At 42.3% G+C, this 19,061-nt stretch carries 21 protein-coding genes; 15 read left to right on the top strand and 6 right to left on the bottom strand.

The genetic code is table 11. The features are described 5' to 3' along the window. Nucleotides 1-3: 3 nt before the first annotated feature. Complete coding sequence (gene hslR, locus Q4574_RS13965) at nucleotides 4-408, bottom strand: ribosome-associated heat shock protein Hsp15 (RefSeq protein WP_303474757.1); 405 nt, start codon at nucleotides 406-408, stop codon at nucleotides 4-6. 141 nt (nucleotides 409-549) lie between these two features. Between hslR and gspC the strand changes: the two genes are divergently transcribed. From gspC to Q4574_RS13905, 12 genes are all read left to right on the top strand, one after another. Then, nucleotides 550-1,497, top strand: a complete 948-nt coding sequence (gene gspC, locus Q4574_RS13960; protein WP_303474756.1) for a type II secretion system protein GspC — start codon at nucleotides 550-552, stop codon at nucleotides 1,495-1,497. Between the two features lie 11 nt (nucleotides 1,498-1,508). Then, nucleotides 1,509-3,560 carry a type II secretion system secretin GspD gene (gene gspD, locus Q4574_RS13955; RefSeq protein ID WP_303474755.1) on the top strand — a complete coding sequence of 684 codons (2,052 nt, stop codon included), beginning with the start codon at nucleotides 1,509-1,511 and terminating at the stop codon, nucleotides 3,558-3,560. A 65-nt stretch (nucleotides 3,561-3,625) separates the two neighbouring features. After that, nucleotides 3,626-5,134: a type II secretion system ATPase GspE gene (gspE, locus tag Q4574_RS13950; RefSeq protein ID WP_303474772.1), complete on the top strand. Its 1,509-nt coding sequence runs from the start codon at nucleotides 3,626-3,628 to the stop codon at nucleotides 5,132-5,134. 2 nt (nucleotides 5,135-5,136) lie between these two features. After that, the gene (gspF, locus tag Q4574_RS13945) at nucleotides 5,137-6,360 is read left to right on the top strand and encodes a type II secretion system inner membrane protein GspF (protein WP_303474754.1); all 1,224 of its coding nucleotides are present in this window, start codon (nucleotides 5,137-5,139) and stop codon (nucleotides 6,358-6,360) included. Then, nucleotides 6,360-6,800: a type II secretion system major pseudopilin GspG gene (gene gspG, locus Q4574_RS13940; protein WP_303474753.1), complete on the top strand. Its 441-nt coding sequence runs from the start codon at nucleotides 6,360-6,362 to the stop codon at nucleotides 6,798-6,800. The genes gspF and gspG overlap by 1 nt, the downstream gene beginning before the upstream one ends. A gap of 17 nt (nucleotides 6,801-6,817) precedes the next feature. After that, on the top strand, nucleotides 6,818-7,444 hold the full coding sequence (gene gspH / locus Q4574_RS13935; RefSeq protein WP_303474752.1) for a type II secretion system minor pseudopilin GspH: 627 nt from the start codon (nucleotides 6,818-6,820) through the stop codon (nucleotides 7,442-7,444). Beyond that, a complete protein-coding gene (gene gspI, locus Q4574_RS13930) occupies nucleotides 7,441-7,830 on the top strand; it encodes a type II secretion system minor pseudopilin GspI (RefSeq protein WP_303474751.1) in 390 nt (129 codons plus the stop codon). The genes gspH and gspI overlap by 4 nt, the downstream gene beginning before the upstream one ends. After that, nucleotides 7,827-8,456, top strand: coding sequence for a type II secretion system minor pseudopilin GspJ (gene gspJ, locus Q4574_RS13925; RefSeq protein WP_303474750.1), 630 nt, complete (start codon nucleotides 7,827-7,829; stop codon nucleotides 8,454-8,456). Before gspI ends, gspJ begins: the two co-directional genes overlap by 4 nt. Further along, nucleotides 8,453-9,553 carry a type II secretion system minor pseudopilin GspK gene (gspK, locus tag Q4574_RS13920; protein WP_303474749.1) on the top strand — a complete coding sequence of 367 codons (1,101 nt, stop codon included), beginning with the start codon at nucleotides 8,453-8,455 and terminating at the stop codon, nucleotides 9,551-9,553. The genes gspJ and gspK overlap by 4 nt, the downstream gene beginning before the upstream one ends. Beyond that, nucleotides 9,553-10,746, top strand: coding sequence for a type II secretion system protein GspL (gene gspL / locus Q4574_RS13915; protein WP_303474748.1), 1,194 nt, complete (start codon nucleotides 9,553-9,555; stop codon nucleotides 10,744-10,746). Before gspK ends, gspL begins: the two co-directional genes overlap by 1 nt. Nucleotide 10,747: 1 nt before the next feature. After that, entirely contained in the window at nucleotides 10,748-11,227 is a 480-nt protein-coding gene (locus Q4574_RS13910; RefSeq protein WP_303474747.1) for a type II secretion system protein M, read from the top strand. Then, nucleotides 11,224-11,985, top strand: coding sequence for a type II secretion system protein N (locus Q4574_RS13905; protein ID WP_303474746.1), 762 nt, complete (start codon nucleotides 11,224-11,226; stop codon nucleotides 11,983-11,985). Before Q4574_RS13910 ends, Q4574_RS13905 begins: the two co-directional genes overlap by 4 nt. Nucleotides 11,986-12,039: 54 nt before the next feature. Here Q4574_RS13905 and yrfG read toward each other — a convergent pair whose 3' ends face one another. After that, nucleotides 12,040-12,720 (bottom strand): GMP/IMP nucleotidase, encoded by a 681-nt coding sequence (gene yrfG, locus Q4574_RS13900; RefSeq protein ID WP_303474745.1) that lies wholly within the window; start codon nucleotides 12,718-12,720, stop codon nucleotides 12,040-12,042. 93 nt (nucleotides 12,721-12,813) lie between these two features. Between yrfG and nudE the strand changes: the two genes are divergently transcribed. Genes nudE through Q4574_RS13885 form a run of 3 tightly spaced genes read left to right on the top strand, consistent with a single transcriptional unit; the run spans nucleotide 12,814 to nucleotide 14,805 of the window. After that, nucleotides 12,814-13,392, top strand: coding sequence for an ADP compounds hydrolase NudE (gene nudE, locus Q4574_RS13895; protein ID WP_303474744.1), 579 nt, complete (start codon nucleotides 12,814-12,816; stop codon nucleotides 13,390-13,392). Next, nucleotides 13,392-14,216, top strand: coding sequence for a 3'(2'),5'-bisphosphate nucleotidase CysQ (cysQ, locus tag Q4574_RS13890; RefSeq protein ID WP_303474743.1), 825 nt, complete (start codon nucleotides 13,392-13,394; stop codon nucleotides 14,214-14,216). The genes nudE and cysQ overlap by 1 nt, the downstream gene beginning before the upstream one ends. Nucleotides 14,217-14,226: 10 nt before the next feature. After that, the gene (locus Q4574_RS13885; RefSeq protein WP_303474742.1) at nucleotides 14,227-14,805 is read left to right on the top strand and encodes a YceI family protein; all 579 of its coding nucleotides are present in this window, start codon (nucleotides 14,227-14,229) and stop codon (nucleotides 14,803-14,805) included. Between the two features lie 510 nt (nucleotides 14,806-15,315). Here Q4574_RS13885 and Q4574_RS13880 read toward each other — a convergent pair. The 4 genes from Q4574_RS13880 to Q4574_RS13865 are packed head-to-tail and all read right to left on the bottom strand — an operon-like array spanning nucleotide 15,316 to nucleotide 18,968. After that, nucleotides 15,316-15,534, bottom strand: coding sequence for a YheU family protein (locus Q4574_RS13880; protein ID WP_303474741.1), 219 nt, complete (start codon nucleotides 15,532-15,534; stop codon nucleotides 15,316-15,318). A 2-nt stretch (nucleotides 15,535-15,536) separates the two neighbouring features. Next, on the bottom strand, nucleotides 15,537-16,574 hold the full coding sequence (locus Q4574_RS13875; RefSeq protein ID WP_303474740.1) for a hydrolase: 1,038 nt from the start codon (nucleotides 16,572-16,574) through the stop codon (nucleotides 15,537-15,539). After that, nucleotides 16,571-17,056: a TIGR02444 family protein gene (locus Q4574_RS13870; protein WP_303474739.1), complete on the bottom strand. Its 486-nt coding sequence runs from the start codon at nucleotides 17,054-17,056 to the stop codon at nucleotides 16,571-16,573. Before Q4574_RS13870 ends, Q4574_RS13875 begins: the two co-directional genes overlap by 4 nt. Then, complete coding sequence (locus Q4574_RS13865) at nucleotides 17,034-18,968, bottom strand: ATP-binding cassette domain-containing protein (protein ID WP_303474738.1); 1,935 nt, start codon at nucleotides 18,966-18,968, stop codon at nucleotides 17,034-17,036. Before Q4574_RS13865 ends, Q4574_RS13870 begins: the two co-directional genes overlap by 23 nt. Between the last annotated feature and the right edge of the window lie 93 nt (nucleotides 18,969-19,061).

Here is a 19,061-nt window from a genome sequence, read left to right as displayed (position 1 = left end):
CTCTTACTGCTGTTTAAATTGAATAATTTTGCGACGTTGCTTTTTATCCGGTCGACTTTCAGGTCGCGGACTATGAAATGCGCTTAATTTTCGCGCTTCTGCATTTTTTTCACGTTGCGCGATACTTTTTTCGGTTTCCCCATAAAGTAATTGAGCTTGGGGAGCACTGACTCGTTTGTCACTTAACCCTTCAACAATTACTTCCTTGCTATCGAATCCGGCAGGGAGCACAATTGTCGCACCCAATTCGACACTTCGGCTGGCCTTTGCTCGTTGTCCATTATATTGCACCTTGCCAGATTGCACCATGTCTCGAGCTAAAGATCGGGTTTTAAAAAACCGTGCAGCCCAAAGCCACTTATCCAAGCGAACTATTTCAGTGTTTTTGTTGTCTGTCTTATTCTTCATATATAGCCTATTGCGCGTAAGCTTAAAAACCTTTGAACTGTAATTATATGGTAATGTTAATCTTTAATAGTTGTGAGCCTTTAATCTACTGGTTATCATTGTCCTCGTTTAGCGACAATAATCGACCAAGAAGTGGTAAAGATGAGCCTTAGTAGTACAAACTTAAATCAAATATGGCTGCAAATTAGCAAATATCAATCACAGATTAATCTGTTGGTGGTTATTTTGTTAGTTTTGTATCTTTTGGCTTTTCTTGCACAGATGACTTGGCGGCTGATTCCTGAACCGGAATCGACAGCTAAATCTAGTTTTCAAACGAGTCAAACAGGTAATAATTCGAATAATTCAAGTTCACGGGTGAGTTTGTCGCAACTAAAAAGTTTAAACCTGTTTGGCGATTTAACAGCAAAAGAAAGTACGCCTGTTAAACAAGAAATCACAGAGGCTCCTGAAACTCGTTTGAACTTAACCCTTACCGGTGTCGTCGAAACTGACGAGTCAGGCATTGGTGCAGCCATTATTGAAAACCGTGGTTCACAAAATACCTATGGCATTGACGACGAAATTGATGGTACAAACGCAAGCTTAGTTGAAGTCTTTGCAGATAGGGTAATTATTAAAAATGGCCCTAGACGTGAAACCTTAATGTTAGACGGGTTAGAATACTCAAAAGAAAGCCAAGCTTATCAAGCCCCTGTTGAAGTGGCCAATAACAATACAATAGACGATAAAGAACAATTTACTGAATTAACGCCAGATTTGGTGGAAACGACTCGCGAAATACGCCGTAATCCAAGCGGGTTTACAGAATATTTTATGGTTTCGCCTGTTCAAGGCCAAGGTGGTTCAATTGCTGGCTATAAAATAGCACCAGGTAAAAATCCAAGCTTATTTAAAGGTGCGGGGTTTAAAGTTGGCGATGTGATTACAGAGATAAACGGCTTAGATTTGACTGATCCTGACCAGGCTATTGAGGCCTTGGCAGCGTTAAATCAATCAGATTCGCTACAACTAACAATTAGTCGAAGTGAGGAACTTCTCACTTTGTATTTAGATTTCCCTGAAGGGGAAGAAGAACAAGATATATGAGGATTACCCCTATGACGCAAACAAGCCGTAGTAGATTTAGAGGCTTATGTTTGGCAGTGTGTGCAGTGTTTTTAACGGTGTCTACCATGGCATCAGCTAAAGAGTATTCACCCAATTTTAAAAATGCTGAAATCTCCGAATTTATAAATATTGTCGGTAAAAACCTGCAAAAAACTATTATCGTAAGCCCTGATGTCCGCGGCAAAATTAGCGTACGCAGCTATGATCTTTTGAATGAAGAACAATATTACCAATTTTTCCTAAACGTATTACAAGTATACGATTTTGCTGTGGTAGAAATGCCCAACGGCATTTTAAAAGTTGTCAGAGCCAAAGACGCAAAAACATCAAACATTCCGGTGATTCAAGGAACACCTTTTGATGGTGATGAAATGATCACCCGTGTGGTCCCAGTATATAATGTACCTGTGCGAGAGCTTGCCCCCATTCTTCGACAATTAAACGATCAAGCCGGCGGCGGTAACGTAGTGAGTCATGACCCTTCAAACGTAATGATGTTGACAGGCCGAGCTGCGGTTGTGAACCGTTTGGTGGAAATCATCGAGCGTGTCGATCAGGCTGGTGACGAAGAAGTTGAAATTATTAAACTAAAATATGCATCGGCATCAGAGATGGTAAGAATTGTTGAAAACATCAATAAATCATCGACTAAAGCCCAAACAACGGGTAAATCTGAGCCTCGCCTTGTTGCCGATGACCGTACCAACAGCGTTATTGTATCTGGCGATAACAAGGGCCGTAAACGCCTCATTGATTTAATCACTAAAATGGATCAGGAACTGGAAACCAGTGGTAATACTCGAGTCATTTTTGTTAACTACGCCAAAGCGGAAGATTTAGTTAAAGTACTGCAGGGCGTGAGTGCGAGTATTCAAGCGGAAGAAAAAGGCGGACAGACAAGCGCTAACACCCGCAGTAGCTCGTCAAATAACCGAGAAGTGAGTATTGATGCCCATCCAGACTCTAATGCCCTAGTGATTACCGCAGAACCCGATATGATGCGTTCGTTAGAAGAAGTCATACGACAGCTAGATATTCGTCGCGCCCAGGTCACCGTTGAAGCCATTATTGTTGAAGTATATGAGGGTGACGGAACGACCTTAGGTGTGCAATGGGCAAGTGAAGACGGAGGTGGTCAACAATTTACCAACGGTGTGGTTGGTATAGGCTCTTTAGCAGTAGCTGCAGATGAAGCTGAAGACCAAACTACCACCACAACAGGTTTCGACGACGATGGTGACCCCTACTCTTACGATTCAGTCACCTCTGGCGATTTTACCTCATTAGCATCTTTGCTTGGCGGCCTAAACGGTTTGCTAGTTGGTGTGGTCAAAGATGGTTGGGGAGCGGTATTACAAGCGGTTAGTACGGATACCAACTCCAATGTGTTATCGACACCGCATTTAACCACACTAGACAATGAAGAAGCTTTCTTTATCGTCGGTCAAGAAGTTCCGATTATTACGGGCTCTTCTACCGGCTCAAATAACGCTAATCCCTTCCAAACCGTTGAACGTCAAGAAGTGGGTATCAAACTTAAAGTTACCCCGCAGATTAATGAAGGTGACGCGGTACAATTACTAATTGAGCAAGAAGTGTCCAGCGTGAGTGGCGCAACTTCAGTTGATATAGCGATTAACAAACGTGAAATCAAAACCACGGTAATTGTGGATGATGGCGGCACTATTGTTTTGGGTGGCTTAATTGATGATCAAGTTCAAGAAAGTGTTTCAAAGGTACCGATTCTCGGGGATATTCCATTCTTAGGTAACTTATTTAAGTCAACGACCACCAGCACGACAAAACGAAACTTGATGGTATTTATACGCCCGACCATCGTTCGCGATGGTGCTACAATGAACAGTATCAGTCACAAAAAATACAACTATATTCGTGCACAACAATTGAAGCGCAGTGCAGCAGGAATTCCATTAATGCCCACACAAGAGACGCCTGTGTTGCCGGCTTGGGATGATGAGTTAGCCTTGCCGCCGACCTTTGACCAGTATTTGTTAGAAAAAGAGCAGGAAAGCGAAAACTAATGAGTATTGAAACAGCTGATAATGCCGAGCTGAATATAGAACAGTCGAGCCCTGACGCTGACTTAATGTTAGCACCAGAGACAGCTCAAGAAGAACAAACTGAGCAGCATAAACAATTAGCGTTTAGCTTTGCAAAACGACACAAGGTATTGCTAGACACAGGTGAGCAGCCGGCGGTTTTATACCATACGGCTATGACCGACTTTTCTATTTTTATTGAAGTTCGACGATTCCTGCAGGCTGATTTTCAATTAAGAGAAATTGCCGACGAGCAATTTGAAAATCTGTTAACCAACGCTTTTCAACGAGACTCCTCTGCAGCCAAGCAGTTAATGGAAGATATTGGCAATGAAAGCGATTTATTTGCCTTAGCCGAAGAGCTACCTGACACCGAAGACTTATTAGAAAACGAAGATGATGCACCGATCATCAAATTAATCAATGCAATGTTAAGTGAAGCAATTAAAGAAGGTGCGTCAGACATTCATATTGAAACCTTTGAAAACCAATTGATTGTGCGTTTTCGGGTAGATGGCGTTTTACGAGAAATACTGCGACCAAACCGTAAACTTTCTTCCATGTTAGTTTCTCGTATAAAAGTGATGGCAAAGTTAGATATCGCCGAGAAACGCGTTCCTCAGGATGGCAGAATCACCCTCAGGATCGCCGGCCGTGCAGTCGATGTCCGGGTTTCGACCATGCCTTCAAGTCATGGCGAACGTGTGGTTTTACGTTTATTAGATAAAAATAATGCACGCCTAAATCTAACAGATTTGGGCATGACTTTAAAAAACCGCGAAATCTTCTCCACTTTAATTCGAAAACCCCATGGCATTATCTTAGTGACCGGCCCAACGGGTTCAGGTAAAAGCACCACCTTGTATGCCGGGTTGAGTGAAATAAACTCTAAAGACCGTAATATATTGACGGTTGAAGATCCCATAGAATTCGATTTACAAGGTATTGGCCAAACTCAGGTTAATCCTCGCGTCGACATGACATTTGCACGAGGCTTACGTGCTATATTACGACAAGATCCTGATGTGGTTATGATCGGCGAAATCCGTGATCTTGAGACTGCGCAAATTGGTGTACAAGCCAGTTTAACGGGGCACTTAGTATTGTCCACATTACACACCAATACTGCAGCGGGTGCGATAACTCGACTAGAAGATATGGGAATAGAACCCTTCTTGTTGTCTTCTAGTTTATTGGCTGTTTTATCTCAGCGCCTGGTAAGAACCCTATGTGCAGATTGCAAAACTCCCCACCTGCCAAGCGAAGCTGAATGTCAAATTCTGGGCTTAGATCATGCCATCAACAGCCAAGAAATATACAGCCCTAAAGGCTGCGCAGCGTGCAATCAGACCGGCTATCGCGGTCGAACAGGTATCCATGAATTGCTCGTTGTTGATGAGGAAACTCGTGACATAATGCACAATGGTCATGGTGAGCAAGCAATAGAAAAACACGTTCGTAAAAACACCCCAAGTATTCGCGAAGATGGCTGTAACAAAGTACTGCTAGGATTTACGTCCTTAGAAGAAGTACTGCGTGTTACCCGAGAGGATTAGTCGTGGCCGCCTATGCTTACAAAGCGATAAGTCAATCTGGTCGCAACAAAAGTGGTGTTTTAGAAGGGGATAATGCTCGGCATATTCGTCAACAACTGCGAGAATTAGAGCTTATTCCCCTAGAAGTTGAGCAGGTAACTGAACAGCAACAACGTGACAATAAAAACCGTTTCACTTTATTTACGCGGGGAATATCCGCCAGTGATCTTGCCCTTTTAACACGCCAAATAGCCACCTTAGTTGAGTCAGCCTTGCCCATTGAAGAAGCGCTTTTAGCCGTTGCTGAACAATGTGAAAAGCCCCGCCATAAAAATATGATGATGGCGGTTCGCAGTAAAGTGGTCGAAGGCCATTCACTTGCCGATGCAATGGGTGAGTTTCCGCAAGTGTTCGATGAGTTATTTCGAGCAATGGTTGCGGCAGGTGAAAAATCAGGACATTTAGACACAGTACTGAATCGACTGGCGGATTACACCGAGAAAAGTCAACGTACACGCAGCCAAATCACCCAAGCGCTGGTATACCCAGCTATCATGTTATTTTTTGCCTTTGGTATTATTTTCCTCTTGTTAACTGTGGTTGTTCCGAAAATCGTAGGCCAATTTGACAACATGGGACAGGAACTTCCAGCCATTACCAGCATCTTAATCTCTGTAAGTACCTGGTTGCAGAGTTATGGCTTGATTGCAATGATACTAATAGTTGTACTGGCCATTGTAATTAAACGAATACTCCAACAGCCGCTGATGAAAAAGCGTTATCACAAATTTATTTTGCAAGTACCACTGATTGGAAAAGTATCCAAAGGCCTGAACACGGCGCGCTTTGCCAGCACTTTGAGCATTCTCACCGCAAGTGCGGTCCCTTTGTTGGAAGCCATGCGCATTGCCGGTGATGTACTTGAGAACTTGCACATTAGGGAAGCTGTGGCAGAGGCCGCAGTGAAGGTAAAAGAAGGTTCTAGCTTACGCGGTGCGTTAGAAAAAACCAAAATGTTTCCACCAATGATGATGCACATGATTGCATCAGGTGAAAGAAGCGGTGAGCTTCAACAAATGTTAAAACGAGCAGCAGATAACCAAGATAGGGAATTTGAAGCCCTTGTGGGTGTCTCTTTAAAAGTTTTCGAACCGATTTTGATTGTTAGTATGGCAGCAATTGTATTGTTTATTGTACTGGCTATCCTACAACCAATTTTAGCGCTTAATAATATGGTGAATATGTAATGAAAAAGAACAACCCTAGACAGTCTGGTTTTACCTTAATTGAGGTAATGGTGGTGTTATTGATTATTGGAATCATGGCAGGTTTAGTGGCGCCGCAAATACTGGGTAATCAAGAAGAAGCTCAACGAAAAGCGGCGGCTATTGATATCCAATCATTAGAAAGTGCATTAACCCGTTATAAATTGAGTAATAACCGCTTTCCAACCACAGAACAAGGTTTAGATGCCTTAGTGAGTGAACCTACCATAGATCCAATTCCACGTAACTATCCTACTGGCGGCTACATCAATCGTCTTCCTAATGATCCTTGGGATAACCCATATCAACTGGTTAGTCCGGGTGAATTAGGCGTAATCGATGTTTTCTCAAATGGCCCTGATGGCGAACCAGGTACGGAAGACGATATTGGTAACTGGAATCTTGGCGATTACCTTAACTAACCATTGAGTTACCCATAATGCGAGCACGGTCAGCAAAGTACCATTCAGGATTTACTCTCATCGAGATCATGGCGGTGCTAGCAATTATGGGAATTGTCATCAGTGTCATCTCGTTTAATAACTTTGCTCCCACCCCGTCTGAAGAATTGGAAAAACAGGCTAAACGCTTCCAGATTGTTGTCGATATGGCATCTGATTTCGCAGTATTAAACCAACAAGAAATTGGTATACGCATTGAACCAGAAACCGCTGAATACATATTTATGTGGTTAGATGACGAGCAAAATTGGCAGTTATTAGAAGGGCAGCAGGCATTTGGCCGTTATCAACTTCCCCAACCTTATGCTCTGGAATTAGAGTTAGACGATTTACCTTGGGTGGAAGAAAGCAATTTATTTAGTGACGGCATTTTTGATGAATCCCTGTCGTTCGAAGAAGACCGCGTTGACATTGGCAATGAAGAAGAAGAGAAAAAGCTACCGCCTCCACAAATCATGTTGTTATCCAGTGGCGACGTAACCCCCTTTAGTCTGACGATGATGTACGAACCTGACTTTTCTACTGATGACCCTGTGTATTTTAAATTAAATTCCTATGACTCTGTGCCCATAGAAAGACTCGGGCCTTTGGACAGTGACATATGAAACATAACACCAGTCAGCTAGGATTTACCCTGCTAGAGGTTATGTTGGCGCTTTTAATATTTGCGATCACGGGTACCGCCATCATGAAATCGGCCACAGACCACTTAAATGGTGTTAGCCAAATAGAAGATATTACCTTTGCCACTTGGGTCGCGAATAACCGTCTGACCCAGATCAACATTGAAAACACTTGGCCGTTAAAGGATAACTTAAAGGGCGAAGAAAAAATGGCTGGCACCACCTGGTATTGGCAACAGAAGTTATTAGCCACACCCGATGAGACTTTAATCGGCGTTGAAATTATTGTGGGTAAGGATGAAAACTTCGAACGCACAATCACCAGTGTGACCACTTACATGGCGCAACCCAAGAGCACCATAAGATGATAAGGAACAAACAGCAGGGCTTCACTCTTATTGAAATTATGATTGCGGTTGCAATCTTCACCCTGATTGGCATTGCTTCCACCAGCGTAATGACCGCGGTAATCGATAGTGATGAGCTGTCTGAAAATCGTTTTGAAAAGCTACAAACATTGCAAAGAGCCATGCTCACCATTGAAAGAGATATGCTGCAAGCCGTGCCAAGGGCAGTGCGTATTGATGGCCAAGAAAACACCCAAGTCATGCGAGGCGAAAAGAACTTGTTGGAGAGCGAAGCTGACGGCATTGCTTTTGTTCGAACAGGTTGGCAAAACCCGCAACTAATGTTGCAACGCAGTACCTTGCAAAGCGTAGCTTATCGCCTACAAGAGGGAAAATTAGAGCGTTTGTTTGGTAATTACGTCGACAACGTGGTTGGGTTTGAGCCCAAAGTCAGGGTGTTATTAAATAACGTTGAGGACTTTGAAATTCAGTTTTTATTAAATGCTGGCGAAGATGCTGGTGATTCGGAAAGCTGGGATGACAATTTCGCGCAAGACACGCTTCCTGTGGCTATCAAACTAACGATTACCAGCCAGGAATTCGGAGTGATTCAACGGCAATTTTTAATGAGTAGCGCAGACTCGTGAATACCAGGCTTTTGAATCAACAGAGGCAGCAAGGTGTCGCACTAATCATAGTGTTGATGATTGTTGCATTGGTCGCCATTATTGCCACCGAAATGGGCTCTAGATTACAACTACAAGTGACGCGTGCCACCAATATTAAAGATAATAATCAGGCCTTTTGGTACGCAATGGGAGCGGAACAATATGCCATCAAATCTGTCCGCCTATTGTTAGAGTCCAATTCCGATGTGGTCTCGTTGGAAGGAGGTTGGTCTGAAGAGTTTACGTTTCCTCTAGAGGGGGGCGGGATACAAGCTCAACTAACCGACATGCAAACCTGTTTAAATCTAAACGCCATTGATTCGGTAAATCGAGTCCAACAGGGGGGCAGTCAAAGTGACAACAATAATAATGACAACAACAACGACAATAATAACGATAGCAATAGCGAAGTAAAAAGGACCTTACGGGGTAACACCAGTGGTGATATTAATTCTGCGCCTGAAGAAGCCCTGGCTTTTGAGCGTTTACTAACCAGTACGGTTCCAGAACTAGACAACTATTCGGTAGAAGTCGTGAGAGACTCGTTAATTGATTGGCTAGACCAAGATGACAACATGTCCCAAAGCGGTGCTGAAGATGCCGATTACGCTGCGTTAGTAAATCCTTACTTAGCCGCAAACAACTTAATGGTCAGTAAATCGGAAATTAGATTGGTTAACGGCGTTAAACCCCAATGGATTACAGAACTGTTGCCAATGATCTGTGTTATTCCCAATGTTTCCGAAATGAAAATTAATGTGAATACCATCACCGAAGAGCAAGCTCCTGTGTTGGCAGCATTAACTGGCGCACCAATTTCAGACATACAAAGCCTTATTAGTAATCGTGAACCAGATGGCTACCAAAACGTACAAGATTTTTTAGCTGAAACACTATTTACTAATCACACATTAACCGATCAACAACAAAGTTGGTTTGATGTAAAAACAGAATACTTTCTATTACATACCAAGACCCGTTACAATAACGCCACATTTGCTATGTCTTCCCTACTGAAAGTAGAAAATAACGACCAAATAACCGTCATACGACGAGAATTTGGAGGAGTACTTTAATGGAACATCTGGTTATTCGCCTAGGTTCAACCACACATGACCCGGTAAATTGGTTAGTTTGGTCAGGTCAAGAGCATGAGATTATTGCTTCTGGCGTGCTAGATAACGCGGAGCAACTTAAATCTTTGTCCGAACGCGCAGGTAAGCGTCCTATTACCGCCTTGGTTCCTGGTTGTGACTTTTTGCTAAAATGGGTAGCTATGCCCGCCAAAGCATCGCGAAAAGCGCTAATGGCAATACCATATATGCTCGAAGAAGATTTGAGTATGGACATTAGCGAGCAATTTTTTGCCTTAGGGGAAAAAGACGGCAATATGCAAGCGGTTGCGGTAGTAAGCCGGGACAAGATGCAAGACTGGATACAGGCCATCAAAGAAGCAGGCTTATATTGCAATAAAATGCTCCCCGATGTACTAGCTCTTCCCTATGTAGAAGATGCGTGGAGCTTAGTCACCCTTGGTCAGCAAGCCATCATACGTCAGGATCAATGGCAAGGTTTACAAGGCGAAGCAAGTTGGTTGTTACAAGCCACCGAGCATTTCGCCAAACAACAAACGACCCCTTTAAAAGTAGCTAATCACAGTGATTTAGATATTTCTCATTTGGCCAACGTTGAACAAATCGAGCAGCAACTGGATTTACCCATGCAACTGCTGGCAACCGGTGCCCTGAACACGTCGTTCAACCTATTACAAGGCGAATTTAAAGCTAAACAACAAAGCCGCAGTCAATGGCGTCAGTGGCGTGTTGCAGCAGTATTAGCGGTTATTGCTTTATTAGTGACTTTGGTCGATAAAGGCTTGCAAGTGAATCAATTGAAACAACAAAGCGCCGATCTAACCAAACAAATGCATGAACAATTTGCTAAAGCCTTCCCCAGTCAACCTAAACCAACTCGAATTCGCTTAGCAATGGAAAGGGAACTGAAAAAGCTAAACAACGGTGGTGGACAGGCTTCAATGCTGGCCATGATGTCACAACTTACTGAAGCCTTCCAAAGTAGCCAGGTTAAACCGCAAACCATTCGTTTCGACAGCGCCCGCTCAGAGTTGCGACTGCAAGCCGTGGCCAACAATTTTGAAGCTTTAGAAGAGTTTAAACGCTTAGCTCAGGATAAAGGCTTCGAAGTAGAGCAAGGTGCAATTAACAATAAAGACGACCAAGTCATTGGTTCGTTATCCATAAGGAGCTGATATGCAAGATTTATTGGATAAATTTAATCAGCTATCTGAGCGCGAGAGAATATTAGTGGCAGTATCAGGGGTATTGCTAATAATTTTTCTGTTTTATTACATAGTCTGGGCCCCCATTGATAAATCATTAGAAACCCAGAGTAAGTTAGTTGCCACTAAACAAAGCGATCTACTTTGGTTTAAACAAAATGCCAATCGCGCTATCCAAATGCGCAGCGGCAATGGCGCAGCGACAGTCTTTACAGGTTCTCTTCCACAAGCGGTGAACAAAAGCGCAGGGCGAGTGAATATTGCCATATCAAGAATGCAGCCCCAAGGCGATGAATTAAAAGTATGGGTCGATCAAGCTCCCTTTAACGACGTACTAAGTTGGTTACAAAGCTTAGAAAACCTCGGAATACGCATTATCAACGTTGATTTGGCGGAAGCCAACGTATCAGGCATGGTAAAAGTCAGAAGTTTGCAGTTAGGAAAATCATGAAGCAAGTTGTTAAATGGAGCCTTTTAGGGATTCTAGCCTATTTGGTTTTGCTTATTATTAAGTTACCCGCTAGCCAAGTTATTTACCGCGTGAATCAATCCAACGATTTAAGTATTGAAGGGGTTCGAGGAACCATTTGGAATGCTTCAGCAAGCAGAATTAGTGCAAATAACCTAACTATTGAAGATGTTAGCTGGCAAGTTTCATTTTGGGACTTACTAGTGGGTCAATTGACGTTAGACATTGACGGTGGTGATATACGTGCAAATGACAAAGTCTCAATTAAAGGGCTTGTCAGTCTTGATCTATTTGATCCAAATCATGTGCAATCTTCTAACTTAGCGGTTTATTTACCAGCCGACATGGCAATTGCTCAAGTCCCTTTACCCATACCTGTAAATGCAGGAGGCCGCTTCAAAGTGGCCATAACTAATTTGGACTATGCAGGGAAATGTGTCGACCTATCGGGCAATGGTCAATGGTTAAATGCTCGGCTAGAAGGACTTGTGGGCCTGAATGAACCTTTGAGTTTAGGGAACTTCACAGCAGATTTAAGTTGTATTGAAGATGATATATTAGTCAAAATCACACCGCCTAATGTATTTAACTTAACCGCTGATGCGCGGATCCCCAAAAACTTCAAAGTGAAATTAAATGGCCAGTTCAAACCCGAAAATACTTTACCCAAGCAGGTTAGGGACGCAGCACAATTTTTTGGCCGACCAGATAAACAAGGGTTTTATAAGTTAAAACTATAGATAGCTAAGGAAACTCAGTTTTCCTTAGCTACTGCGCCGGGTATCACCCGCATTTTACATGATTGGATTGTTTTTAATATCTTCAATCAAGAATCGGTAGTCTTGTATACCCGAAAATTCGTCACTTTTACGAATTTCACCTTGGCTATCGGGGTTTTCCACAGCCAACAAATGCGCAATTCCAAACTCTTTAGCAGCGTGTAAAATCGGCACACTGTCATCAACAAACAAGGTACTCTTTGCATCAAACCCTAGGCGTTTCTGTAGTTTTTGCCATAATAGCTGGGATTCTTTCGTTACCCCAAACTCATGGGTAGAAATTAAGGTGTCGATATGACTGTCTAACTGCGTCTGTTCAATTTTAAGGGACAAGCTGCCAGGGTGTGCATTGGTTACCAACACAACTTGTCTGCCGCTACTATGCAGCGCATCTAGAAATGGCAAAGTATCTTCACGCATACTGATTAAATGTTTAATTTGGCGTTTTGACTCCATAATATCCATATCCAACTTTTGCGCCCAATAATCGAGGCAATACCAATTTATTGTGCCCATGACTTTTTGATACTCTAAGTGAATATATTCTTTTGCTTTTTCGAGACTGATGGCTTTTTTATGTGCTATCTTTTGCGGCACGACTTCCATCCAAAAATGGTTGTCGAAGTGTAAGTCGAGTAACGTTCCATCCATATCGAGTAAGACAGTTTTAATTTGGTTCCAGGGCAACATTGGCAAGTCGGTTATCCATGAGTTAAAGTAAGACAAAATAGTAGTAAAAGTGCAGCATCCACATCATGGAAACTGCCGTTAGTTTAACGTGATAGGTAAATGAATAAAATAGACCCGAACAAAACTCTGCCCCAAATCCATCAACGAGAAATCGTCGCAAAGAGCGGTTTATTTCGAGTCGAACGTATTGATCTTGAATTTTCCAATGGTGCTACACGCCAATTTGAAAGAATGGCCGGTTCCGGTAGTGGCGCAGTGATGATTGTCCCTTTCATAGATCCTGAAACCATTTTGCTCATTCGAGAATATGCCGCAGGCACACACTCATATCAATTAGGTTTTCCTAAAGGTTTAATTGATCCTGGTGAGTCTCCCCTTGAAGCCGGTAACAGAGAATTAAAAGAAGAAGCAGGATATGGGGCAAACTCGTTAAAAGAGATCCATACTGTGAGTATGGCGCCAACATTTTTTGATGCCAAAATGAATATTTTATTGGCCCAAGACTTATATGAATGCAGATTAGAAGGGGATGAACCTGAACCTTTAGAGGTTATTCCGTGGTCTATTCATGATATAGACACATTGTTGGCACGTGAAGATTTCATTGAAGCGCGCTGCATTGCAGCATTGTTTTTGGTACAAAAGTATTTGGCGCAAAATTCATCAGGGGAAAAATAATGGCAGTAGACCCTCGACAAAATTTGTTAGACATTGCAAAGTTTGCGGCTAAAACCGCAGGCGAAGAAGTGTTGAAGATCTATGATAGTGGCGATTTTAAAGCTTACGAAAAAGCAGATGAATCCCCAGTGACTTCAGCTGATTATAAAGCCAATGAAATCATCATGGACATACTGCAAAAGCAAACCCCTGAGATTCCCATCATGTCAGAGGAAAGCAATAATGGTGACTTATCCAGTCGTCAACATTGGCAACGTTATTGGTTAATCGACCCTATTGATGGAACCCAAGAGTTTATTGCTCGCAGTGGTGACTTTGCCGTCAACATAGCGTTAATTGAAAACAATGAACCTGCTTTGGGGGTGATATACTGGCCCGCTGGTGAAACGCTGTATTTTGCCAGCAAAGGACATGGAGCTTATAAGTCTTGCTCCCTAGAAAATAATAAACAGATCCATGTCCGTAAATTTGAAGAGCCCGAAACCGACGTGGTGATGATAGCCATTAGCCGCCGCCAACCCCGTGAAAGAATAATGAACCATATGAGCGATGCGCGTTCATATCAAACACTCCCCCTAGGAAGTTGTTCTCTTAAAGCCTGTTTTATTGCCGAGGGGAAAGCAGACGTATTTTTACGTGTTGGGGTAACGGGTGAATGGGATACAGGCGCTTCCCAATGTATTGTTGAAGAAGCAGGTGGTAGCGTACTTTCAGCTGAATTCCAACCACTTACTTATAACCGACGAGATACGACTGACAATCCAGACTTCGTAGTGTTAGGGGATCATAAAGTAAACTGGCAAAAAATCGTCGAATATAAATAAGGAATCGTAAATGAGAAAACATAGTCTAATAAGTTTAGCCGTTTGCTGTGCAACATTCGGTGCATTCGCCCATGCAAGTTGGACCCTCGATAATGATTCATCTACCCTGAGTTTCATTTCGACTAAAAACGAGCACATTAGCGAAATTCATCAATTCACTAAATTATCGGGCCAACTTAGTGACTCAGGCCAACTCAAAGCGGCCGTGCACCTGAGTTCAGTGGAAACCAATATTCCCATTCGCAACGAAAGAATGCAGACATATCTTTTTGATGTGAAAAGCACGCCCGAAGCAGTAATTACCGCGCAAATACCCAAATCTGTCATGGAGATGAGCCCTGGCACAACAGAAATGGTGACACTCGATAGTGAGATTACAATCAAAGGAAAATCTGCAGCATACAAAGTTGCATTAAGCGTCAGTAAAGATCAAGACGGCAATTTCCACGGAACAACCGTTGAGCCGGTTTTAATTAAAGCGGCAAGCCATGATTTAGACCCTGGCGTCGCCAAATTACAAGAACTGGCTGGATTAAAAAGCATTGGTTTAACCGTACCAATGACATTTTCCGTGACATTTACCCAATAATGCATAGCACGGGCTTCGGCCCGTGTATATAAACCCAATCAACACACCTGTAGCATGGTCTTTAGGCCATGAATGTAAAACCCAATCAATACACCTGTAGCATGGTCTTTAGGCCATGAATGTAAACCCAATCAACACACCTGTAGCATGGTCTTTAGGCCATGAATGTAAACCCAATCAACGCACCTGTAGCATGGTCTTTAGGCCGTGAATGTAAAACCCAATCAACACACCTGTAGCACGGTCTTTAGGCCGTGAATTTTATAGCTTTGCAGAATTTACGCCGGGCTAAAGCACCCGCCTACAGGCAACGGAGCAATGCAATAACAGATCCTTGTAGCTCGGTCTTTAGGCCATGGATTTTCCAGGTTTGCAAAATTTGCGCTGGGCTAAAGCACCCGCCTACAGACAACGAAGCAATCCAATAGCAGGCATCTGTAGCACGGTCTTTAGGCCGTGAATTTTATAGCTTTGCAGAATTTACGCCGGGCTAAAGCACCCACCTACAGGCTAGGTCTCAATTTGGTCTTTACTTACAATATTCACACTTTCGTGTAATTCAGAATATTGCACAAATGCCTGACCTGACTTGAGTTGCATCATCACATGATTTACTTTCTGCTCGAGATCGTATTCCATTTCACCATAATCTGTGCCCTCTTGAAGAACAAAGGCTTCCACTAGGTTTTGTAATGTTTCAGGAGCGATCTCATTTAAAGGAATAATCATTCTTATACACTTGTGTTGATTGCAAAAGGCGCAATAAAATCAGAAATACGTTTATGAAACCAGATATTCGGATTCCAAGGAGTTCCTTGTAAAAACCCGACGTGGCCACCAGTTTCACTCAATTCCAATTGTACCGCTTCAGAAAGTTCATGTTCTTCAGGCAGCACTGCTTCATTCATAAACGGATCATCAATTGAGTGGAGCACTAAAGTAGGCGTTTCGATATGCTTAAGGAAACTAATTGCACTGCATTTTTGGTAATAATCATCGGCATCGGCAAAGCCGTGTAAAGGCGCTGTCACATTTTGATCAAACTCTTTAAAGTTAGTCAATTTGGCGGCCTTTTTGTCATCAATAGAAAGTAGCCCTTTGTAATCTATAATGCGCATTTTGGCGCGCAGGGTTTTCACCATACTTTTTAGTAAATAACTCTGATAAACCTTAGAGAAACCCTGATTAATACTTTCAGCGCATTCAGCCAACTTGAACGGCGTAGATACTGCCACGGCAGCCTTTAAAAATGATTGCTTTGGCGTTTCTCCTAACAGTTTAAGTAGCATATTAGCACCTAGTGAAAAGCCAATAGCCACTTTAGGTAAGTCGGGAAATTGTTTGTTCAACCAATCCATGAAAAAGTTCGCATCTTCGGTTTCCCCAGAGTGATAAGCCCGAGAAGTCTTATTCGGCTCACCACCACAGCCCCGGAAGTGCATTAACACAGTTTGCCAACCTTGAGACTGCAATTCAGCCATTAAGTCATTGGCATAGTGGGATTTTACTGACCCTTCTAAACCATGGAAGATCACCGCAATACCTTTACTGCTGAGGGTTGCTTCCGGCTGTCCCCAAACCACACTGACTTCGTCATTATCCGGTAACTGTAACTTTTCTACTCGTAACGCTAGCGGACGTCGACGTTGAATAAACCTAGGCCATAGCGTCTGAACGTGACGATTCCTAGCCCAAAACGGTGCTTTGAAGTCGCTTCGCTTTATTCTATTTTGTTTAAGGTCAATGACTGTTTTATATTTTTGGTTCATATTTCAGGATTAGTTTGATTGTTGCAAATGAGCTCGGCTAATTGCTTAAGAATACACTTTAAATCACCATTATTTTGGTATTCAAGTGAGTTTAAATAGTGCTCAAAATTAGATTTGGCCTGTTTCGTTAAACGTGTTTTATTACAAAATTCTATAAGTTGTTTTTGTTGCGCTTTTTCAGCCTGCAATTCTTGCTCTAAAAGTTGAGCATACAACGCTGGTTGAGGGTTTTTAGCTTCAATGCGTAATTTTCTTATACCCTCAACCTCTTCTACAGATTGCGCAATAAACTTAGTTAATCGTATAAATTGTTTCACACTGAGTTGTCGATTATGCCTATCTAAAAAAGCGCAAAGAAGCAACAGGTTGACGTTTAAAGAATAATCATTCTGCAAACACAGAGCTAATCGTTTAACTTCTGAATTGGCATAATGAAATAAGGAGAACTGCCAAAAATCTTCAGCTAACCATTTGTTGTTCATCAAATACCTGTTGTTTTAATTCCAACTCTTCTTGGGCCTCCATCCAGCGCATTTCTGCGTCTTCTAAGTCGCCCTTAATATTGGCTTGTTCTAATAATAACTGCTTTAACTTAGCTTTATTTTCTTCAAGGTAGAGATCAACGTCAGTCAGTGCTAATTCTAATTTCTCTAAAGCAAGGGTGCATTGATTCATTTGCTTTTCCGCAGACTGAATAGTCTTGCGTAGCCCTTGAGTTGCTTGTCTAAACTCAGCTTCTAAGCGCTTTACACTTTTTCGATCAACTTTACTTTCAATGGGTTTAGATGTTAAAGAATCATTATTCTTGTTATTCGTTTTCTGAGTAGCGTCTTTTAATAACCAATCTCGATAATCATCTAAATCGCCATCAAAAGACTGTACTTTTCCGCTATCCACTAAATAGAAATCATCGCAAACAGAGGTGAGTAGAAAACGATCATGTGATACTAAAACCATTGCCCCTTCGAAACTTTGCAAAGCGATATTTAGGGCATGGCGCATTTCAAGATCGAGGTGGTTAGTAGGCTCATCTAATAACAATAAGTTTGGTTTTTGATAAACCAATAATGCTAATACTAACCTTGCTTTTTCGCCACCCGACATAGGTTCAACTTTGCCTAACGCCTGATCTCCATGGAAACCAAAACCGCCTAAAAAGTCACGCAGAGTCTGTTCTGGAGCTTGCTTGTCTAATCGATAAAGGTGATCTAGAGCACTGTCTTGAGGGCGTAAAAATTCGAGTTGGTGCTGGGCGAAATAACCAATACTCAAACCAGCAGACGTCATGTATTCACCGCTCATGGGCGACTTTTCATTTGCCAACAACTTTATCAAAGTAGATTTACCCGCACCATTTCGTCCTAATAACCCAATGCGGCTGCCAGGCACCAAATTTAAATGCAAACTATCAATAATCACAGTGTCGTCATAGCCCACTTGCACCTGCTCCATTTTCACCAACGGATTCGGTAGCTTAGGAGGTGTAAAAAACTCAAACGAAAACTGCGATTGAGCATGGGCTGGCAGCAAATCTTCCATTTTTTCTAATTGCTTAATCCGGCTTTGCGCCTGCTTGGCTTTACTCGCTTTGGCTTTAAAACGATTTATAAATGATTCTAAGTGAGCGACTTTAGCTTGCTGCTTTTGATATTCCAAATCTTGTAAACGCAAACGTTCTGCACGCTGGCGCTCAAAGGAGGCATAATTACCTGTATAGGCAATTAACTTCTGACTTTCGACACTGAGTATTTCAGTCACAGTGTTATCCAAAAAGGACTTGTCATGGGATATAAGAATTAATGTTCCTGTATATCGGGTTAACCATCTTTCTAACCAGATAACTGCATCCAAATCCAAGTGGTTAGTCGGTTCATCAAGTAATAACAGATCAGAATGACATAATAATGCCTGGGCTAGGTTAAGACGCATTCGCCAACCACCGGAAAAGTCTGTTACCGGATTTTTAATTTGTTGGTGGCTGAACCCCAGACCTGCGAGAATAGTCGCTGCTCTTGAATCAATATCGTAGGCTCCAGCTTGTTCTAATTGACCATGAATTAAGGCGATTTTCTCACCATCATGGCTTTCTTCAGCTTCTGCCAGCTTTTGTTGTAATTGGCGGTACAGCACGTCGCCATCAATCACATAATCTAATGCGCAGCGATTTGATGCGGGGGTTTCTTGAGCCACTGACACAATTTGCCAGTTTTTAGGTACTTGGCACTCTCCTGCATCAGGTTGTAACTCCTGTCGCAGCAAAGCAAATAAACTCGACTTTCCACAACCATTTGAACCAATAAGTCCAACTTTGTGGCCAGGGTAAATAGTCGCGGTAGCATGTTCTAGGAGGACTTTACTGCCTCGCAATAAAATCAGTTCTGAAATTTGGATCATTTACGAAGAATACTAATCAAATTAGTTGAATTGGCGTATTATATACCTATACCACTTTAAATTGCGCGTTTGTGCAACAATGAAAGTTAATTA

It is taken from the genome of Aliiglaciecola sp. 3_MG-2023, assembly GCF_030548205.1.
Classification (GTDB): domain Bacteria; phylum Pseudomonadota; class Gammaproteobacteria; order Enterobacterales; family Alteromonadaceae; genus Aliiglaciecola.
The sequence above is the reverse complement of the archived record's forward strand: the minus strand, read 5'-3'. Positions and strand labels throughout refer to the sequence as shown.